The sequence below is a fragment of the Streptomyces sp. NPDC058401 genome (assembly GCF_042722885.1).
Lineage (GTDB): Bacteria > Actinomycetota > Actinomycetes > Streptomycetales > Streptomycetaceae > Streptomyces.
In genome coordinates this window covers 1-17,659 of record NZ_JBHXKA010000108.1, presented here as the reverse complement: position 1 = coordinate 17,659, position 17,659 = coordinate 1, and the positions used below count along the sequence as shown (strand labels likewise).

General features: G+C 71.2%; 15 protein-coding genes. 8 read left to right on the top strand and 7 right to left on the bottom strand.

All coding sequences use genetic code 11. The features are described from left to right. The first annotated feature begins 112 nt into the window (after window positions 1–112). Both ACFWNV_RS30105 and ACFWNV_RS30100 read left to right on the top strand, forming a co-directional pair. Complete coding sequence (locus ACFWNV_RS30105) at window positions 113–571, top strand: VOC family protein (RefSeq protein WP_383953135.1); 459 nt, start codon at window positions 113–115, stop codon at window positions 569–571. Next, window positions 571–1,476 carry a pyridoxamine 5'-phosphate oxidase family protein gene (locus tag ACFWNV_RS30100; RefSeq protein ID WP_383953133.1) on the top strand — a complete coding sequence of 302 codons (906 nt, stop codon included), beginning with the start codon at window positions 571–573 and terminating at the stop codon, window positions 1,474–1,476. Before ACFWNV_RS30105 ends, ACFWNV_RS30100 begins: the two co-directional genes overlap by 1 nt. 35 nt (window positions 1,477–1,511) lie before the next feature. Here the strand turns inward: ACFWNV_RS30100 and ACFWNV_RS30095 are convergent, their stop codons facing one another. Continuing rightward, window positions 1,512–2,471, bottom strand: coding sequence for a hypothetical protein (locus tag ACFWNV_RS30095; protein WP_383953131.1), 960 nt, complete (start codon window positions 2,469–2,471; stop codon window positions 1,512–1,514). A 224-nt stretch (window positions 2,472–2,695) separates the two neighbouring features. Next, the gene (gene pepN, locus ACFWNV_RS30090) at window positions 2,696–5,251 is read right to left on the bottom strand and encodes an aminopeptidase N (RefSeq protein WP_383953129.1); all 2,556 of its coding nucleotides are present in this window, start codon (window positions 5,249–5,251) and stop codon (window positions 2,696–2,698) included. A gap of 110 nt (window positions 5,252–5,361) precedes the next feature. On the opposite strand from pepN, the gene ACFWNV_RS30085 reads away from it, so the two are divergent. Both ACFWNV_RS30085 and ACFWNV_RS30080 read left to right on the top strand, forming a co-directional pair. Beyond that, window positions 5,362–6,009, top strand: coding sequence for a DsbA family protein (locus tag ACFWNV_RS30085; RefSeq protein WP_383953127.1), 648 nt, complete (start codon window positions 5,362–5,364; stop codon window positions 6,007–6,009). 75 nt (window positions 6,010–6,084) lie between these two features. After that, on the top strand, window positions 6,085–6,804 hold the full coding sequence (locus ACFWNV_RS30080) for a hypothetical protein (protein WP_383953125.1): 720 nt from the start codon (window positions 6,085–6,087) through the stop codon (window positions 6,802–6,804). A gap of 38 nt (window positions 6,805–6,842) precedes the next feature. Here the strand turns inward: ACFWNV_RS30080 and ACFWNV_RS30075 are convergent, their stop codons facing one another. From ACFWNV_RS30075 to ACFWNV_RS30065, 3 genes are all read right to left on the bottom strand, one after another. Continuing rightward, the gene (locus ACFWNV_RS30075; protein ID WP_383953123.1) at window positions 6,843–7,499 is read right to left on the bottom strand and encodes a superoxide dismutase; all 657 of its coding nucleotides are present in this window, start codon (window positions 7,497–7,499) and stop codon (window positions 6,843–6,845) included. Between the two features lie 171 nt (window positions 7,500–7,670). Next, window positions 7,671–9,104 carry an amino acid permease gene (locus ACFWNV_RS30070; RefSeq protein ID WP_383953121.1) on the bottom strand — a complete coding sequence of 478 codons (1,434 nt, stop codon included), beginning with the start codon at window positions 9,102–9,104 and terminating at the stop codon, window positions 7,671–7,673. A gap of 144 nt (window positions 9,105–9,248) precedes the next feature. Next, a complete protein-coding gene (locus ACFWNV_RS30065; protein ID WP_383953119.1) occupies window positions 9,249–10,655 on the bottom strand; it encodes an amino acid permease in 1,407 nt (468 codons plus the stop codon). Window positions 10,656–10,940: 285 nt separating this feature from the next. On the opposite strand from ACFWNV_RS30065, the gene ACFWNV_RS30060 reads away from it, so the two are divergent. Further along, the gene (locus ACFWNV_RS30060; RefSeq protein WP_382759508.1) at window positions 10,941–11,522 is read left to right on the top strand and encodes a biotin transporter BioY; all 582 of its coding nucleotides are present in this window, start codon (window positions 10,941–10,943) and stop codon (window positions 11,520–11,522) included. A 70-nt stretch (window positions 11,523–11,592) separates the two neighbouring features. On the opposite strand, the gene ACFWNV_RS30055 is transcribed toward ACFWNV_RS30060, so the two are convergent. Continuing rightward, on the bottom strand, window positions 11,593–13,032 hold the full coding sequence (locus ACFWNV_RS30055; protein ID WP_383953117.1) for an amino acid permease: 1,440 nt from the start codon (window positions 13,030–13,032) through the stop codon (window positions 11,593–11,595). Window positions 13,033–13,252: 220 nt separating this feature from the next. Here ACFWNV_RS30055 and ACFWNV_RS30050 point away from each other — a divergent pair, with 220 nt between their 5' ends. Both ACFWNV_RS30050 and ACFWNV_RS30045 read left to right on the top strand, forming a co-directional pair. Then, on the top strand, window positions 13,253–13,738 hold the full coding sequence (locus ACFWNV_RS30050) for a ribose-5-phosphate isomerase (RefSeq protein WP_383953115.1): 486 nt from the start codon (window positions 13,253–13,255) through the stop codon (window positions 13,736–13,738). Window positions 13,739–13,895: 157 nt separating this feature from the next. Further along, window positions 13,896–14,702, top strand: coding sequence for an Fpg/Nei family DNA glycosylase (locus ACFWNV_RS30045; protein ID WP_383953113.1), 807 nt, complete (start codon window positions 13,896–13,898; stop codon window positions 14,700–14,702). A gap of 28 nt (window positions 14,703–14,730) precedes the next feature. Here ACFWNV_RS30045 and ACFWNV_RS30040 read toward each other — a convergent pair whose 3' ends face one another. Continuing rightward, window positions 14,731–15,966 (bottom strand): GNAT family N-acetyltransferase, encoded by a 1,236-nt coding sequence (locus ACFWNV_RS30040; RefSeq protein ID WP_383953111.1) that lies wholly within the window; start codon window positions 15,964–15,966, stop codon window positions 14,731–14,733. 116 nt (window positions 15,967–16,082) lie between these two features. Between ACFWNV_RS30040 and ACFWNV_RS30035 the strand changes: the two genes are divergently transcribed. Next, window positions 16,083–17,228, top strand: coding sequence for a PP2C family protein-serine/threonine phosphatase (locus tag ACFWNV_RS30035; RefSeq protein WP_383953109.1), 1,146 nt, complete (start codon window positions 16,083–16,085; stop codon window positions 17,226–17,228). Window positions 17,229–17,659: the final 431 nt, after the last annotated feature.

Below are 17,659 nucleotides of genomic sequence, written 5' to 3'. Positions count from 1 at the left end.
CTCGTGGCACTAACCCCTCAAGGGTACGTGAGCGGTTGACTCCTCAGGCTCTAACCTTTAATCTCGATTTAGAAGGTTAGAAATTTGGATAGTTTCCGGGGAAGGAACCGTTGTGACGACCGTCATCAGCAAGCTGCGCACCGGCCACGTGGGCCTGAACGTCACGGATCTCGACCGGTCGCTCGTCTTCTACCGGGACGGCCTCGGCTTCGAGCTGCTCGGCGAGGGCAAGGAAGAGGAACGGCGCTTCGCCTTCCTCGGCCAGGACGGCGAGCTCGTGCTCACCCTGTGGCAGCAGGCGGAGGGGGCCTACGCACCCGCCGCGGCCGGACTGCATCACCTCGCGCTCTCCGCGGACGCCATCGAGGAGGTCCGGGCGTACGAGGAGCGGCTGCGCGCCCTGGGCGTCGACTTCGCCTACGAGGGGATCGTCGCCCACGGCGAAGGGGCGGCCTCCGGCGGGATCTTCTTCCACGACCCCGACGGGACCCGTCTGGAGATCTCCGTGCCGAGCGGCGCCGAAGGCGCCGAGGCTCCCACCACAGGGGCCCCGACCTGCGGGTTCTTCTAATGTCCGGGTACCACTGGGGCTCGCTGGCCGTCCAGGAGCGGGTGGGTGTCCGCGAGCACGCCGTGCACGTCGGGCAGTCCATCACCCCGCACATCAAGGAGGTGGCGGCGGCCTTCCTGGGGCTGCAGCCGCACCTGGTCGTCGGCGCGGCCGATCCGGAAGGCCTGTTCTGGGCCTCACTGCTGACCGGGGCCCCCGGTTTCGTACGGGCCACCGGGCCGGACCGGATCGCGGTCAAGGGCGGGATCCCCGGGGGCGACCCGCTCACCGAGGCACTGGCCACCGCCGGCACCCGGGTCGGGACCATCTCCCTCGACCCGCGCACCCGGCGCCGGATGCGGCTGGGCGGAACCCTGGAGGTGACCCCCGGCGGCTTCGCGCTGACGGCCGAACGGGTCTTCGCCAACTGCCCCAAGTACCTCCAGAAGCGGCAGCCTGTCCAGCTCGCCGCCGAAGGAGCCGGTGTCGTGCGGCGCGGGGACGCGCTCACCCCCGACCAGGAACGGGCCGTCCGCGCCGCCGACACCTTCTTCGTGGCCACCTCCGCGGGGGCGGACGGGGCCGACGCGAGCCACCGGGGCGGAATGCCGGGCTTCGTCGAGGTGCTGTCCCCGACCGAACTGGCCTGGCCGGACTACGCGGGCAACGCCATGTTCCTCACCCTGGGGAACCTGCTGGCGGACCCGCGGGCCGGGCTGCTGTTCCCCGACTGGGAGAGCGGGGCGCTGCTCCAGCTCAGCGGGCGGGCGGAACCCGAGTTCGGGGCGGGCGGGGACCGGCGGGTCCGCTTCCGGATCGAATCGGTGGTGGAGAGCGTGCACCCGGGGCGGCTGCTGTGGAGCACCCCGGAGTACTCGCCGGCCAATCCGGCGCTGCCCGCGCCGCCTTGGCAGCCTGCGGGGTAGGGGCTGCGGCAGCCGGGGCTGCGGCGGTCGGGCCCTCACCGGGGCAGGACGACGAGGTAGGCGGCGGGCTCGCGGTCGGCGGACGCCGTCAGGGCGGTCCGTACGACCGCCGCCTGCTGCTCGGGCCAGTCGCGGAGCTTGCGCGGGGTGATGTGCAGGACGGTCACCCCGCACCGCTCCAGGGTCTCCCGCTTGCGGACCGACTCCGACCACGCCTCGTCCTCGCCCTGGCGCGGGGCCCGGGTGTCGATCTCCACGGCCACCGCCTGCTCCGGCCAGTACGCGTCGACCCCGCCCAGGTGCGGGCCGCCGGGCAGCCGCAGGTCCACGTTCCAGACGGGCTCGGGGAGTTCGAAGCCCCGTACGAGCTGGTACAGCCGGTCCTCGGCGATGGCCCGGCCCTCGGCGAGCAGCGATTCGACGGCGTCCACCACGTGCGGGCGGTTCAGCAGCCGGGCCACCGTCAGCTCCCGCACCACGGCGGCCGGTTCGCAGTGCCCGGCGCGGACGGCTTCGCTGAGCAGGCGGCGGACCGTACCGGCGTCGGAGAGCTGGGCGACGGCGTCGGCGACGGCGCGGGCCACGGGGGCGACGGGCAGCCCGGTGACCTCCACCGGCCGGGGCGGGGTGTGCGTGCGGACGATGCGGACCTGTCCGGCGGAGCGCAGCCGGCGGGTGTTCGGGACGAGCACGTCGATCTGGGGGAGGCCGAGCAGAGCGGGGGCGGAGGAGAACCGGTACAGGGCGAGCGCGGCCAGCCCGGTGATCATGACCTCGTCCCCGCGGCGCCCCGCGTACAGCAGCGCCGCGTGCAGCCGCTCCTCGCTCGTCGCGGTCCCGGAGTGGAGCAGGAACACCCCCGGCAGGATCTGCTGCCAGGACCGCTCGGCGGCGTCGGAGGCGGAGACCCCGTGCTCACGGAGCTGGGCCAGCGACAGCACGCGGGGGCGGTTGTCGGTGAGGTGGGCGAGGGGGAGGGGTGCGTTGTGGTTCATGACGCAGAGATTCCCTCAGGCCATGGCCTCGCTAACCCCTGTTACACATCCGTCGGCAAACCGGGACAAGCCGGGGCTAAAGTACGGGCGTTCGACTGCCGAAGGGCTGGTCTGCGCACGACCGCCGGCGGGCTGGAAAATCCAGCCTCGCCGGCGTTTGAGGCGCGGGTCTGGGCGGAGCCCAGGGAACGGTGGAAGGGCGGGTAGGGGAATGCCCCGAAGGGTCAGCCCGCCGCCACGTCGCAGGCCTGCGCCCGCAGCGCCCGGGCCAGGTCGTCACGCGACTCCAGCACCAGCCGCCGCAGCGCCGGCGCAGCCGACTCGTGCGCCGACAGCCACACATCCGTAGCGTCCAGCGTCCCCTGCGAGTCCTGCAGCGACGGGTACAGCCCCCGCACCACGTCCATGCCGATCTGGATCGACCGGTCGGCCCAGATCCGCTCGATGACGTCGAAGTAGGGCCCGGTGTACGGCGCGAGCAACCCCCGCTGCGAAGACTGCTGCATCCCCGCGATCGTCGCCTCGACCAGCGCGTTCGACAGCGTGTCCGATTCGACCACCGCGACCCACGCCTGGTCCTTGACCGCCGCGGACGGCCGCGCCGCCAGGCACCGGACCTGGTGCCGCTTGCCCGACGCCGTGTCGTCCCGCGCCAGTTCCGCCGCGAGGACCTCCTCGCCGATCGCCCCGTGCGCGGCCAGCGGCAGCAGGAAGTCCCAGCGCAGCTCCTGGTCCACCTCCAGCCCGTCGATCCGCGCCGATCCCTCCAGCAGCCCCAGCAGCAGCTGGAAGTCGCCCTCGGTCGCCGCACCCGCCGCGAAGAAGCGGGCCCAGGTGAGCTGGTGCTCGGAGCCCGGCTCCGCGAACCGCAGTTCCTGCAGCGCGCACGCCGCCAGCAGCTTGCCGCCCTGCTCCCGCCAGTCGGGCGCCGCGTAGCGGCTGACCGCGGTCTGGGCCTGCGCGTGCAGCATCTGGAGCACGCCGACGTCGGTCTCCCGGCCCGCGTGGGCCAGTAGGAGCGAGACGAAGTCCCGCGCCGGCATCAGCCCGTCACGGGTCAGGTTCCACAGCGCCGACCAGCACAGTGCGCGGCTCAGCGGGTCCGTCACCGAGCCCAGGTGCGAGCGCAGCGTGGCCAGGGAGGCCTCGTCGAAGCGGATCTTGCAGTAGGTGAGGTCCTCGTCGTTGACGAGCACCAGGGCCGGCTTCTCCTGCCCGGCCAGCTCGCCGACGACGGTCCGCGCCCCCGCGACGTCCGCCTCGGCCTGCGCGTAGCGCACCAGCGCGCCGTCCGGGTCGATCCGGTACAGGCCCACCGCGACCCGGTGCGGGCGCAGCTCTTCGCCGTCCTGGACCACTGCGAGCTCGGTCACCCGGCCGCCCGCGTCGCAGGTCACCACCGGGGTGAGCGCGTTCACTCCGGCCGTCTGCAGCCAGGCGCGCGACCACTCGGCCATGTCCCGCCCGGACACCTCCGCGAGCACCGACAGCAGGTCGTCCAGGGTGGTGTTCCCGTAGGCGTTCGCCTTGAAGTAGCGCCGTGCGCCCTCCAGGAAGGCGTCCCGGCCCACGTACGCCACGAGCTGCTTGAGCACCGCCGCGCCCTTGGCGTAGGTGATGCCGTCGAAGTTCAGCTTCGCGTCCTCCAGGTCACGGATGTCGGCCGTGATCGGGTGCGTGGACGGCAGCTGGTCGGCCCGGTAGGCCCATGCCTTGCGGCTGTTGGCGAAGGTGACCCAGGCCTGGTCGAAGCGGGTGGCCTCGACGAGCGCGAAGGAGCCCATGAAGTCCGCGAAGGACTCCTTCAGCCACAGGTCGTCCCACCACTTCATGGTGACCAGGTCGCCGAACCACATGTGCGCCATCTCGTGCAGGATCGTGTTCGCGCGCCGCTCGTAGGAGGCCTGGGTGACCTTCCCGCGGAAGATGTACTCCTCGCGGAAGGTCACCATCCCCGGGTTCTCCATGGCGCCGAGGTTGTACTCCGGCACGAAGGCCTGGTCGTACTTCCCGAAGGGGTACGGGTAGTCGAAGATCTCGTGGAAGAGGTCGAAGCCCTGCTTCGTGACGAGGAACACCTCGTCCGCGTCGAAGTGCTTGGCCAGCCCCTTGCGGCAGATCGCGCCGAGCGGGATCGTCAGGTCCCCGCGCGTGTAGGAGTCCGTGACGTAGTGGTACGGCCCCGCGACCACGCACGTGATGTACGTGGAGATCGGCGCGGTCTCGGCGAAGCGCCGGGTGTCGCCCTCGCGGGACTCCTCGGCGCCGTTGCTCCAGACCTGCCAGCCCTCGGGCGCGGTCACCTCGAAGCGGTACGGGGCCTTGAGGTCGGGCTGCTCGAAGTTCGCGTACACCCGCCGGGCGTCGGCCGGCTCGTACTGGGTGTAGAGGTAGACCTCGCCGTCCTCCGGGTCCACGAAGCGGTGCATGCCCTCGCCGGTCCGGCTGTACGCGCAGTCGGCGTCGACCACGAGCACGTTCTCGGAGGCCAGGTCGTCCAGGGCGATCCGCGCGCCGTCGAAGACGACGGCCGGGTCCAGCTCGCGCCCGTTGAGGGTCACGCCGTTCACCCGGGGCGCGATGAGGTCCGCGAAGCTCGCGGCTCCCGGAGCGGCGGCCCGGAAGCGGACGGTGGTCACCGACCGGAACGTCCTGGGGCCGTCGGCCGGTTCGGCCTCGTCCACCGCGGACCTCAGGTCGAGGACCACCTCGTACCCGTCGACGGACAGCAGCTCGGCCCGCTCGCGGGCCTCGTCACGGGACAGATTCTCTCCGGGCACGTGCACTCCTTCGTGCGTGATCGCGATACCTGACCGAATCCTCCCACGGGGGAATGCGTGTGCGGCCGGAGCGGTTGGGCAGGGAGGAACGTTCCGATCTGAGGAGAGACATGGCTGACACCCAGGTGCGCGAGAAGACCGCCGTCGACTTCTGGTTCGACCCGCTCTGCCCCTGGGCCTGGATGACCTCCCGCTGGATGCTGGAGGTCGAGAAGGTCCGTGACGTAGAGGTGCGCTGGCACGTGATGAGCCTCGCCGTCCTGAACGAGAACAAGCTCGACGAACTGCCCGAGGTCTACCGCGACCTGCTCGGCCCCAAGGGCTGGGCCCCCGTCCGCGTGGTCGTCGCCGCCCAGCAGAAGTTCGGCGACGAGGTCACCGGCAAGCTCTACACCGCGCTCGGCACCCGCTTCCACAACGAGGGCACGGGCCCGACCCGCGAGGCCATCGCGGAGGCGCTCGCCGAGGTGGGCCTGCCCGCCGAGCTCATCCACTTCGCCGACTCCGACGAGTACGACGAGGTCCTGCGCGACTCCCACAACGACGGCATCAACCGCGTCGGCCAGGAGGTCGGCACCCCGGTCATCTCCGTGCCCGGCGCCGACGGCGAAGAGGTCGCCTTCTTCGGCCCGGTCGTCACCCCCGCCCCGCGCGGCGAGGCCGCGGCCCGCCTCTGGGACGGCACCCTGCTCGTCGCCTCCACCCCCGGCTTCTACGAGATCAAGCGCACCCGCACGCAGGGCCCGATCTTCGACTAGTCCGTGGTCTAGTCCGTGGTCCGCCCGGTCCCTGCTCGACTAGCAGGGGTCCGGTTCCTCCCTTAACGTCCCCCTATGGGGACTAGCCCGACGCGGGAGGAACCGCTCGGCCGCAGCGGCGGCCGGGCCGAGCCCGCGATACCGAACGACAACGCCGCGCACGCCAGCCTGCCCGCACGCCCCCGAGACCGGGTGCTGCGGGCAGCCTGCGTTGCGGTGCCCCCGCTGTGGACGGCCCTCGGGGTCCGCCAGGCCGCCGGCACCCTGCGCCACTACCTCCGGGGCACGGGCCGCCCGTACCGGGTCGACGCGCGGGCGCTGCTCGCCGTGCCGGCCGTACGGGAGGACGTGGCCCGGCGCCTGGCCGAGTGGCGCCGGGCGGCGCGGGCGCTCGGCGAGCCCGGCGCGTACGCGGCCGACAGCGGCTGGCGCGGGGTGCTGATCACCCGGCGCGCCCGCGACGGGGGCAGCGCGGACTGGTGGCTGGCCCTGCGCGGGGCCCAGTACCGGATCAGCGGCACGGTACGGGTCCACGAGGACGGCTCCGTGGTGAGCGACTACCGCTTCCAGGTGCACAAGAGCTGGAACTTCGATCGGGGGGAGTCCGAGTTCGGCATCCCCTTCACCCCGTTCGCGCGGCTCCACGAGACCGGGCTGGCGCGGGAGTTCACGGTGGTCGGCGAGGTGGACGGGCTGGTGGACGCCACGGGGGACGCCCCGGTAAACGCAGAGGACCCCCGCGAGTCATGTCCTCGCGGGGGCCTTCTGGTGGACACGCCCGCAGGTGAAGGTTGAGAAGACGATCACGAGGCGGACGGGCTGGTGGCGGCTGATCAGCCCTTGGCGGGGATCAGCAGCGGGGTGTTCGCCTTGGCGTCGGCGTAGCGCTTGGCCACGTCCTGCCAGTTGACGACGTTCCACATCGCCTCGATGAAGTCCACCTTCTGGTTCTTGTACTGAAGGTAGAAGGCGTGCTCCCAGGCGTCGAACACGAGGACCGGGGTGCTGGCGATGCCGACGTTGCCCTGGTGGTCGTAGATCTGCTCGACGATCAGGCGGCCGCTGACGGGCTCGTACGCGAGCACGCCCCAGCCGGAGCCCTGGGTCGCGGAGGACGCGAAGGTCAGCTGCTTGCGGAACTTCGCGAAGGAGCCGAAGGACTCGGTGATCGCGTCGGCCAGGTCGCCCAGGCCGTCGGCGGCGGTGGGCTCGCCGCCGCCCTCGCCGGTCTTCGGGCTGGCCATGTTGTGCCAGTAGATGCTGTGCAGGATGTGGCCGGAGAGGTGGAAGGCCAGGTTCTTCTCCAGGCCGTTCAGCGCGCCCCAGTTCTCCTTCTCGCGCGCCTCCTCCAGCTGCTCCAGCGTGTTGTTGGCGCCCGTGACGTAGGCCGCGTGGTGCTTGTCGTGGTGCAGCTCGATGATCTGCGGGTTGATCACGGGCTCGAGAGCCGCGTAGTCGTAAGGAAGCTCAGGAAGCGTGTAGATGGCCATGCGTGTTATCCGGTCCCCTCGGCGTGCCAACTGCTTATTGCAATCAATGCGCAACTGCACGCTAGCAGTATCTATTCCTCGATTCTCATAAGGGTCACCTCACTTGTGGGGAGCTCCGGAACGCGGAAGGCCGGGCCCATGCGATGGCAAGGGGCCGGCCTCCCGGGGGGGTTACGGCGGGGGTTTAGCGGCTTGGCGCCCAGACCGCCCGCGCGGGAGTTGGTATCCCGGGGCGGGGAGGGGCCCGCGGAGTCCGCCGGTGAAGACGAGCTGGATGCGGGTGTCGTCGCCCATGGCCATCAGGACCAGCACCCCGGCGAGTCCGGCCAGCGCGACCCAGGTCAGATAGGGGAAGCCCCACATCTTCACGACCAGCTTCTCGGGCGCCTCGCGCTCCATGCGGCGCCGCAGCACGAACTGCGAGACGGCGATGAAGCCCCAGACGACGAGGATGACGCCGCCGACCATGTTCAGCAGCCAGGCGAAGAGGGTGTCGGGGTACCAGTACGACAGCAGCACGGTGACGAAACCGAAGCCGGAGGAGGCCAGCACCGCCCGGCGCGGCACCCGGCCCGAGAGCTTGCCCAGCGCCTTGGGGCCCTGCCCGCGGGAGACCAGGGAGTAGGCCATGCGGGAGGAGCCGTAGATGTTCGCGTTCATCGCGGACAGCAGGGCGATCAGGATGACCACGTTCATGACCTGGCCGGCGTGCGGGATGCCCAGGTGGTCCAGGGTCGCCGCGTACGGGCCGTCGGAGGTGACCGCCGGGTCGTTCCACGGCAGCAGCGTGACGATGACCAGCATCGAGCCGACGTAGACGATAGCGATCCGCCACATGGTGGTCTTCACGGCCTTGGCGACGCCCCGGACCGGGTTGTCGGACTCGGCGGCCGCGATGGTCACCGTCTCCAGCCCGCCGTACGCGACCACGGAGGCGAGCAGGCCGACCAGCAGTCCGTCCACGCCGTTGGGCAGGAAGCCGCCGTCGTGGAGCAGGTTGGCGGCGCCGGGGGAGCCGGTGCCGGGCAGCAGGCCCAGGACGGCCAGCACGCCGAGGCCCAGGAAGAGGGCGATCGCACCGATCTTCAGGGCGGCGAACCAGAACTCGAACTCGCCGAAGTTGGAGACGGCGGCCAGGTTGGAGCCGCAGAACACCGCCATGAACACCAGCACCCACATCCACGAGGGGGTGCCCGGGAACCAGCCCGTCATGATGTGCGCCGCGCCGATGGCCTCGATGGCCACGCCCACGCAGAGCAGGGTCCAGAACATCCAGCCGGCGGTGAAACCGGCCCACGGGCCGATGGCCCGGTCCGCGTGCACCGAGAAGGAGCCGGAGGAGGGGTTCGCGGCGGACATCTCGCCGAGCATGCGCATCACGAACATCACGAGCAGCCCGGAAGCGGCGTACGCCAGCACGATCGAGGGACCGGCGGCCGCGATGCCGGCGCCGGAGCCGACGAAGAGGCCCGCGCCGATGACCCCGCCGAGGGCGATCATCGAGAGGTGACGCTGCTTGAGTCCGTTGCCGAGGGGCGATCCGGCTTCGGCTCCGGGCCGTGTCGGGCTCTGCTGCTCGGGGGGTGTGATGGTGCTCTGGCTCATGGGGGCCAGTCTGCCGACCGTCCGATAATCGGACGTCTTATGTCCATCATACGGACACCTGTTTCACCCGACGTGACCGGCCACGGGCGCAGCAGAACGGGCCCGGGACCGAAGTCCCGGGCCCGTTCCGCGTACCGGGGAAGGTCAGGACCGCTTGGCCCGGGACTCCCGGATCTCCCGGATCCACGCCACCAGCAGCACCGCGGCCGCGGCCCCCGTCGACCACAGCAGCTGCGGCCGCGCCGAATCGTCGAACAGCATCAGGACCAGCACCGTGGCCATCCCGATCAGCGCCGCCCACGTCGCGTACGGGAACAGCCACATCGGCAGCGTCAGCCGCTCCGGCATGTCCCGCTCGATCTTCTTGCGCAGCCTCAGCTGCGAGACCGCGATCAGGGCCCACACGAAGATCAGCACCGCGCCGACCGCGTTGAGCATGTAGAGGAAGATCGTGTCCGGCCACAGCAGGTTCAGCACGACCGAGAAGAAGCCGAAGGCCACCGAGGCGACGACCGCCCGGCGCGGCACCCCGCTGCCCGACACCTTCAGCAGGGACTTCGGCGCCTCGCCCCGCTCCGCCAGCGAGAAGACCATGCGGGAGGACCCGTACAGGTTCGCGTTGAGCGCCGACAGCAGGGCCACGAAGATCACGACGTCCATGATCTGCCCGGCGTGCGCGATGCCGATCGAGTCGAGGACGGCCACGTACGGGCTCTGGCCCGGCTCCAGGGAATCCCACGGCAGCAGGGTCACGATGACCAGCATCGAGCCGACGTAGAAGAAGAGGATGCGCCACACGGCGCTGCGCACGGCGCGGGCCACGGACCGGGCCGGGTCGTCCGACTCTGCGGCCGCGATGGTGACGACCTCCAGGCCGCCGAAGGCGAAGACGACGGCCAGCATGCCGGCCACCACGCCGCTCGCGCCGTTCGGGAAGAATCCGCCCTGGCCCGTCAGGTTGGCCATGCCGACCGGGTCCGTGTCCGGGAGCAGGCCGAAGACGGCCAGCGTGCCCAGGATCAGGAACAGCACGATCGCGCCGACCTTCAGGGCCGCGAACCAGAACTCGAACTCGCCGAAGTTCCGCACGGCGGCCAGGTTGCTCAGGGTGAAGACCACCATGAAGAGGAGCACCCAGACCCACTGGTCCACCGAGGGCAGCCAGCCGTTCGCGATCTTCGCGGCGGCGGTCGCCTCCACGGCCAGCACCACGACCAGCAGGAACCAGTACAGCCAGCCGGCCGAGAAGCCTGCCCAGCGGCCGAGCGCCTTCTCCGCGTAGACGGAGAAGGAGCCGGAGGCGGGCATCGCCGCCGACATCTCGCCGAGGGCCCGCATCACCAGCATCGCGAGGATGCCCGCGAGCAGGTAGGAGCAGATGATCGCGGGACCGGCGATGGTGATGCCGGCGCCGGAGCCGACGAACAGCCCGGCGCCGATCACACCGCCGAGGCCCAGCATGGTCAGGTGGCGCTGTTTGAGGCTGTGGCTCAGGGGCTCCGCTGGGAGCTCGTCCGTGGTGCCGGGAGGGGCGGACGGCAGGTCGCGCATGAGGGGTGCTCGTACTCTCTGATGGCCTGGCGGCGGTGGGGGCTCCGCGACAGTTGGAGGGACCCTACAGTCTCTCCGGAGAGCGCCCATCCGCGCAAAACGGACGTGTCAGCCGTCATTGCCCGTGATGCGGATCACTCCAACTCGGGCGCCGAACGGGCTCTTTGTGCACTCCCCACCAAACCGGGGAGCACTGCTTTGTTCCGGGCCACCCTGATGGGACCCCGGACCCGGGACTAACGTCGGTGATCGTCCCTGCCGCCCCCACCCCCTGCGGAGTCCCCGATGAGCACTGCTTCCGTCTCCTTCCGGCCCGGCGCCGTCCTCGCCGACCTGCTGCCCGCGAGCCGCGTCCGCGACCTCGCGCTCGTGGCCGGCGGAGCCGCGCTCACCGGCCTCGCCGCGCAGATCGCCGTGCCCGTCCCCGGCTCCCCGGTCCCCGTCACCGGCCAGACCTTCGCCGCCCTCCTCGTCGGCACCGCCTTCGGAGCCCGCCGCGGCTTCCTCTCGCTGGCCCTCTACGCCCTCGTCGGCATGGCCGGCGTGCCGTGGTTCGCGGGCGGCAGCTCCGGCGCGGGCGGCGCCTCCTTCGGCTACGTCCTCGGCATGCTGCTCGCCGCCACCGTCGTGGGCGCCCTCGCGCGCCGCGGCGCCGACCGCTCGGTGCTGCGCACGGCGGGCACCATGGTGCTGGGCTCCGCGCTGATCTACGCCGTCGGCGTGCCCTACCTCGCGCTGTCCACCGGGATGTCCTTCGGCGCGGCCGTCGCGGCCGGGCTGACGCCCTTCCTGATCGGCGACGCGCTCAAGGCGGCACTGGCTATGGGCCTGCTGCCGGCCGCCTGGAAGCTGCTCGGCCGCGCGTGAGCGCCCGTACTCCGCACGGGAGCCCCGGACCGCGAGCGGCGGTCCGGGGCTCCTGCCGTTCGGCGGGGTGCTACGCGGCTGCCCTCAGGGCGGCCTTGCGGCGCAGGTCCCGTACGACGCCGATCGCGATCACCACGGCCGCGACCAGCAGGGACAGCAGCACGGTCTGGCGGTTGTCCTTGTCGTAGACCATGTAGCCGAGGACGAAGGTGATCATCGCGGCGGTGGCCCAGGTCAGGTACGGGAAGAGCCACATCTTCACCGTCACCTTCTCCGGCGCCTCGCGCATGAGGATCCCGCGCATCCGCAGCTGGGTCAGGCAGATCACCAGCCACACGAACAGCGCGATCGCGCCCGAGGCGTTCAGCAGGAAGCTGAAGACCGTGTCCTTGAAGGCGTAGTTGAAGTAGACGGCGACGAAGCCGAAGACGACCGAGCCGAGGATCGCGGCCACCGGCACGCCGCGCTTGTTCACCTTGGCGAAGACCTTCGGGGCGTCACCGCGCTCGCCCAGCGAGAAGGCCATGCGGGAGGCGGTGTAGAGGCCCGAGTTCAGGCAGGACAGCACGGCCGTCAGGACGATCACGTTCATGATCTGGCCGGCGTGCGCGATGCCGATCGAGTCCAGGGCGGCGACGTACGAGCCCTTGTCGACGATCGACTTGTCGTTCCACGGCAGCAGGGTCAGCACGATGAAGATCGAGCCCAGGTAGAAGACGCCGATGCGCCAGATCACCGAGTTGGTGGCCTTGGTGACCGCGCGCCGCGGGTCCTCGGACTCGCCGGCGGCCAGGGTGACGATCTCGCTGCCCATGAAGGAGAAGACGACCATCAGCACACCGGTGAGGACCGAGCCCCAGCCGTTCGGCATGAAGCCGCCCGTGTCGGTGAGGTGGGCGAAGCCCGCTCCCGGGTTGTCCGAGCCCGGCAGCACGCCGAAGACGGCCAGCAGGCCGACGATCACGAAGCCGCCGATGGCGACCACCTTGATGCCGGCGAACCAGAACTCGAACTCGCCGTACGAGGCGACCGAGCCGAGGTTGGTGACCGTCAGCACGGCCATCACGATCAGCGCCCAGGCCCACTGCGGGACGGCCGGGACCCAGCCTTCGAGGATGACGGCGCCGGCGGTGGCCTCCACGGCCAGGACGACGACCCAGAAGAACCAGTATAGCCAGCCGATGGAGAAACCGGCCCAGCGGCCGAGCGCCCGGTCGGCGTACGCGGAGAAGGAGCCGGAGTTCGGGCTGGCGGCGGCCATCTCGCCCAGCATCCGCATCACGAAGACGACCATCGCGCCGACCAGCGCGTAGGAGATCAGGATGGCGGGGCCGGCCTTGGCGATACCGCCGCCGGAGCCGACGAAGAGTCCGGCGCCGATGACACCGCCGATGGCGATCATGGACAGGTGGCGGTTCTTGAGACCGGCTTTCAGACCGTCGGAGGGCTGGCCGTCACCGGGATTGCCGGTGGGAGCGCCTTCCTTCTGAAGGGTCGTCGTGGAGCTCATGGACGGATCCTTAGGTTCTCGGGTGGCGAGCCCCGGCATTCAAACCCGAGATGAACGTAGGGCGGAAGACCCCAATCCGTATCGTTGCGCTGGGACGAACGTCCAGGTCCTAGGTCCCGTGGTGTCCCATCTGCGTTCTTTGGGTTTACTTGAGCTTTAGAAGTGACTTACGCGACACCCCGCGGCGGGTCCCCGGCCCGGCTCGTGCCACACTCGGACCATGCGCGTGTACCTCGGATCCGACCATGCCGGCTTTGAGCTCAAGAACCACCTGGTGGACTGGCTCAAGAACAACGGCCACGAGCCCGTCGACTGCGGGCCCCACATCTACGACGCGGTGGACGACTACCCGCCGTTCTGCCTCCGCGCCGCGGAGAAGACCGCCGCGGACACCGGCTCCCTCGGCATCGTGATCGGCGGCTCCGGCAACGGCGAGCAGATCGCCGCCAACAAGGTCAAGGGCATCCGCGCCATCCTCGCGTGGAGCGTCCAGACCGCCGAGCTCGGCCGTGAGCACAACAACGCCAACGTCATCTCCGTCGGCGGCCGCATGCACACCCAGGACGAGGTCGTCAGCTTCATCGACGCCTTCCTGAAGACCCCGTACTCGGACGAGGAGCGCCACACCCGGCGCATCGACATGCTCTCCGCCTACGAGGCCACCGGCGAGCTCCCCCCGATCCCGGCGCACCACCCGCAGGGCTGATCCCGCTTCCGGCCGCGGCGCCCTCGGGGCGGCGCGGCCGGTTTTTCATTTCCCGGTTCCACCGTTTCCGGTTCCACCGTTTCCGGTTCCACCGTTTCCGGTTTCATCGTTCCCGGTTCCATCGTTTCCCGGCTTTCCGTTTCCGAGGAGTACCGCCGTGCCCGAGGGGCATACGATCCACCGCCTCGCCGAGGACCACACCGAGCGCTTCGCCGCCCGGCCGGTCCGGGTGAGCAGCCCGCAGGGCCGGTTCGCCGAGAGCGCCGCCCTGCTCGACGGCCGCGAGCTGGAATCCGCCGAGGCGCACGGCAAACACCTGTTCCTCGAACTCGGCGACGCCTGGATCCACATCCACCTCGGCCTCTTCGGGAAGCTCGGCTTCGGCCCCGCCCCGGCCCCTCCCGCCACGGACACCGTCCGGCTCCGGCTGCTGAACGAGGACCACTACGCCGACCTCCGCGGCCCCACCGCGTGCGCGCTCATCGGCGAGGGCGAGAAGAAGGCGATACACGACCGGCTCGGCCCGGACCCGCTGCGCCCCGCCGACGACCCCGACCGGGCCTGGACCCGGATCTCCCGCTCACGCACCACCGTGGCCGCCCTGCTCATGGACCAGAAGATCGTCTCGGGCGTCGGCAACGTCTACCGCGCCGAGGTCCTCTTCCGGCACGGCATCGACCCCTACCGCGCCGGCAAGGACCTCACCCGCCGCGAGTGGGACGCGATCTGGGCCGACCTCGTCCTCCTCATGCGCGAGGGCGTGCGCAACAACCGCATCGACACCGTCCGCGACGAACACCTGCCCGAGGCCATGGGCCGCCCGCCGAGGGTGGACGACCACGGCGGCGAGGTGTACGTCTACCGGAGGGCGAACATGCCCTGCCACATCTGCGGGGGCGAGATCCGCACCGCCGGTCTCGCCGCCCGCAACCTCTTCTGGTGCCCGGGGTGCCAGAGCCGCTAGGGCGCCGGCCGTTGGACCATTGGCGGCTCTAGAACCCGTGCGGCAGCCAGGGGGCCACGTCGCCCGCGAAGGCGCGCGAGGCGCGGGCCAGGGCGCCCGGGCGGACCTCGCGGACCAGCCCCGCCGCGCCCAGCGAGTTCAGGGTGACCCCGCCCAGGTAGGCCGCGCCGAGCTCCCGTACCGACAGCTCCAGGTCGGCCGGGTCCTCCGTCCGGGTGCAGACCGCGGCCCCGTCCGCCCCGACGGCCAGCCGCCAGCGCCCCGCGTTCCAGGGGCAGAAGGCGTCCTCCACCTCAATCACCACCTCCAGCGCAGCCCCGTAGGCCCGCGCGGCCAGCGCCGCGGGCAGGTCCACCAGCCGTACGTGCATCGAGTCGCGCAGCCGCACCTGCGTCCGCCGGACATCGGTGACCAGGTGCAGCACCGCATCGTCCGCCGGCCGCTTGAAGGCCCGTACGGTCCAGGTCAGGTCGATGGAGCACACGTAACGCCACAGCGCCGCGTACGCCGCCGGGTCGAGCGCCTCCAGGTCCGCCACGTCCACCCGGCCGTCCGAGCCGGTCAGGTCCCACTCGGGCTTGACCCGGTAGCGGGCGTACCCGACCACCTCGCCGTCCGCCCGCTCCGCGACCACGCACTTCAGGGGAGAGGCGCCGTTCCGCGTGGCCTCCGGATCCATCAGCGCCTGCAGCTCCCAGCCCGGCTGCCGGGCCGGCATCCCGGGACGGCCCGCGAGCAGCGCCGCGTACACCCGCTCGCACTCGGCCAGCGCCTTGCGCGGATCGACCAGCCGCAGCCGTACGTCATCGGTCCCCGGCGGCACGGAGAGCCGTACGCGGGTCTTGTCGATCTCCACGGACATCGAGTACACGGCGGTGCCGTAGCCGAAGCGCCCGTAGATCGCCGGATCCGAGGCCGTCAGCACGGCGATCGGTTCACCACCCGCCCGGACATCGTCCAATTGGCGCCGCATCAGCGAGCTGAGCACGCCCCGCCTGCGATGGGTGGGGGAGACGCCCACCATCGTGACCCCGGCGGCCGGGACGAGCGCCCCGCCCGGCACCGAGAGCCGGAAGGAAAAGGCCCCGGCCGTGGCCACGCAGCTCCCGCCGTCCCAGACGCCGAGGGAGCGCTCCGTCTCCGTCAACGAGCGGTAGAGCTCCCGCTCCTCGGGGGACTCGGGCACCCCGCCGAACGCCAGTTCCAGCTGGTCGTACCAGACATCCCACTCATCTGACTGCAATACGCGCGTCTCAAGAGGCATACGGCCATCCCTATCAGGGCAATCCGTCCCGGTCGATCTCTTTTCGGTCGCCGATGGGCCCATCTCAGGGGGTACCCCTGCGCGCGCACAGCCATGATGGATAGGGTCCCGAAGCAATGGCCGGAGCACACGTGGAGTCCCTCCTGGCCCGGTCCCGCATGGCGTGGCACCGGGCGCGCACCGCGCTGCGCAAATCCGCCGTCGACTACTTCCGCGGCGACGCCTCCGACTGGCTGGCCTTCGGCGGCCTGCTCCTGACCATTCCGGCCATCGCCTGCGGCACGCTGATGCTGCCCGTGTGGTTCTCGCCCGCCGCGCTCGTCCTGCCGATCGTGGCCGGCGGCCTGCTCCTGCGCCCCGCCAGCCTCCTCGCCCTGTACGCGGCCTCCGCGGCCGCCCTCATCGTCGAAGCCCTCGTCCTCGGCCCCTACACCCAGGGCCCGGCGCGGGTCACCCCCGGCACCGTCCTCGTCGTCGCGGCCTGCGGATTCTTCGGCCTGGTCATCGCCCAGTTCCGCAGCCGCGTCGGCGTGCCCTGGCGGCGCGGCGGCACCATGCTCTTCGACCTGCGCGAACGCATCCGGGTCCAGAGCAAGCTGCCCGCCCTGCCGCGCGGCTGGCACCGGGAGATGGCCCTGCGCCCGGCCGGCGGGCAGTCCTTCTCCGGCGACTTCGTCGTCGCCGCCCGCACCAACGGCGGCCGCACCCTGGAGATCGTCCTCACCGACGTCTCCGGCAAGGGCATGGAAGCGGGCTCCCGCGCCCTCCTCCTCTCGGGCGCCTTCGGCGGCCTCCTGGGCGCCCTCCCCCCGCACGGCTTCCTCCCCGCCGCCAACGGCTACCTCCTCCGCCAGGACTGGGACGAGGGCTTCGCCACCTCCATCCACCTCGTCCTGGACCTGGAGACCGGCGACTACGAACTCCTCTCCGCAGGCCACCTGCCCGCCCTCCAGCTCTCCGCGGGCACCGGCCGCTGGCAGGAGAAGACCGGCGAGGGCCCCCTCCTCGGCGTCTACGACGGCGCCGACTTCACCCCGGCCCGCGGCAACCTCCGCCCCGGCGACGTCCTGATGCTCTTCACCGACGGCCTCGTCGAAACGGCCGACCGCGACATCAGCGAAGGCATCGACCGCCTGACGGGCGAAGCCGACCGCTACGTCGGCGCGGGCTGGGAAGGCGCGACCTGGCACCTGATCGAAAAGGTAGCCAAGGACGTCAACGACGACCGAGCCCTCCTCCTAATCCGCCGCGCAGCCTTCTAGAGCGCACCTTTTTGACGCTCTGCTCGCACCACTCGGCCCTGGCGGGCCACGCTCCTTCTTGACGCGCCGCTCGCACCACTCGGCCCTGGCGGGCCACGCTCCTTCTTGACGCGCCGCTCGCACCACTCTGCCCTGGCGGGTCACGCTCCTTCTTGACGCGCCGCTCGCACCACTCGGCCCTGGCGGGCCTCCTGGGCTTCGCGCCGCTGCGACGGACTCCGTCCGTCGGTGGCGGGTCGGGGTGCTCGCCAGGGCCGTCCCGGCTCGGGGTCCGGTGGGCGGGTGCGGCTGAGTCGGCCCTGCGGGGCAGTCCCCTACCCACCCTTCCCCCGTTCCCCGGACTCCGCCCGGACCCCTCGCCACGTGCGGCCCGGACCCCGCTCCTCAAACGCCGGCAAGGCTGGATACACCCAGCCCGCCGGCGTTTGAGG

Coding starts and splice junctions, on each gene's coding strand:
- ACFWNV_RS30070 (WP_383953121.1), bottom strand. CDS start 9,104: ATGAGCCAGAGCACCATCACACCCCCCGAGCAGCAGAGCCCGACACGG.
- ACFWNV_RS30085 (WP_383953127.1), top strand. CDS start 5,362: ATGGCTGACACCCAGGTGCGCGAGAAGACCGCCGTCGACTTCTGGTTC.
- ACFWNV_RS30080 (WP_383953125.1), top strand. CDS start 6,085: ATGGGGACTAGCCCGACGCGGGAGGAACCGCTCGGCCGCAGCGGCGGC.
- ACFWNV_RS30055 (WP_383953117.1), bottom strand. CDS start 13,032: ATGAGCTCCACGACGACCCTTCAGAAGGAAGGCGCTCCCACCGGCAAT.
- ACFWNV_RS30100 (WP_383953133.1), top strand. CDS start 571: ATGTCCGGGTACCACTGGGGCTCGCTGGCCGTCCAGGAGCGGGTGGGT.
- ACFWNV_RS30060 (WP_382759508.1), top strand. CDS start 10,941: ATGAGCACTGCTTCCGTCTCCTTCCGGCCCGGCGCCGTCCTCGCCGAC.
- ACFWNV_RS30035 (WP_383953109.1), top strand. CDS start 16,083: ATGGCCGGAGCACACGTGGAGTCCCTCCTGGCCCGGTCCCGCATGGCG.
- ACFWNV_RS30050 (WP_383953115.1), top strand. CDS start 13,253: ATGCGCGTGTACCTCGGATCCGACCATGCCGGCTTTGAGCTCAAGAAC.
- ACFWNV_RS30065 (WP_383953119.1), bottom strand. CDS start 10,655: ATGCGCGACCTGCCGTCCGCCCCTCCCGGCACCACGGACGAGCTCCCA.
- ACFWNV_RS30075 (WP_383953123.1), bottom strand. CDS start 7,499: ATGGCCATCTACACGCTTCCTGAGCTTCCTTACGACTACGCGGCTCTC.
- ACFWNV_RS30095 (WP_383953131.1), bottom strand. CDS start 2,471: ATGAACCACAACGCACCCCTCCCCCTCGCCCACCTCACCGACAACCGC.
- ACFWNV_RS30040 (WP_383953111.1), bottom strand. CDS start 15,966: ATGCCTCTTGAGACGCGCGTATTGCAGTCAGATGAGTGGGATGTCTGG.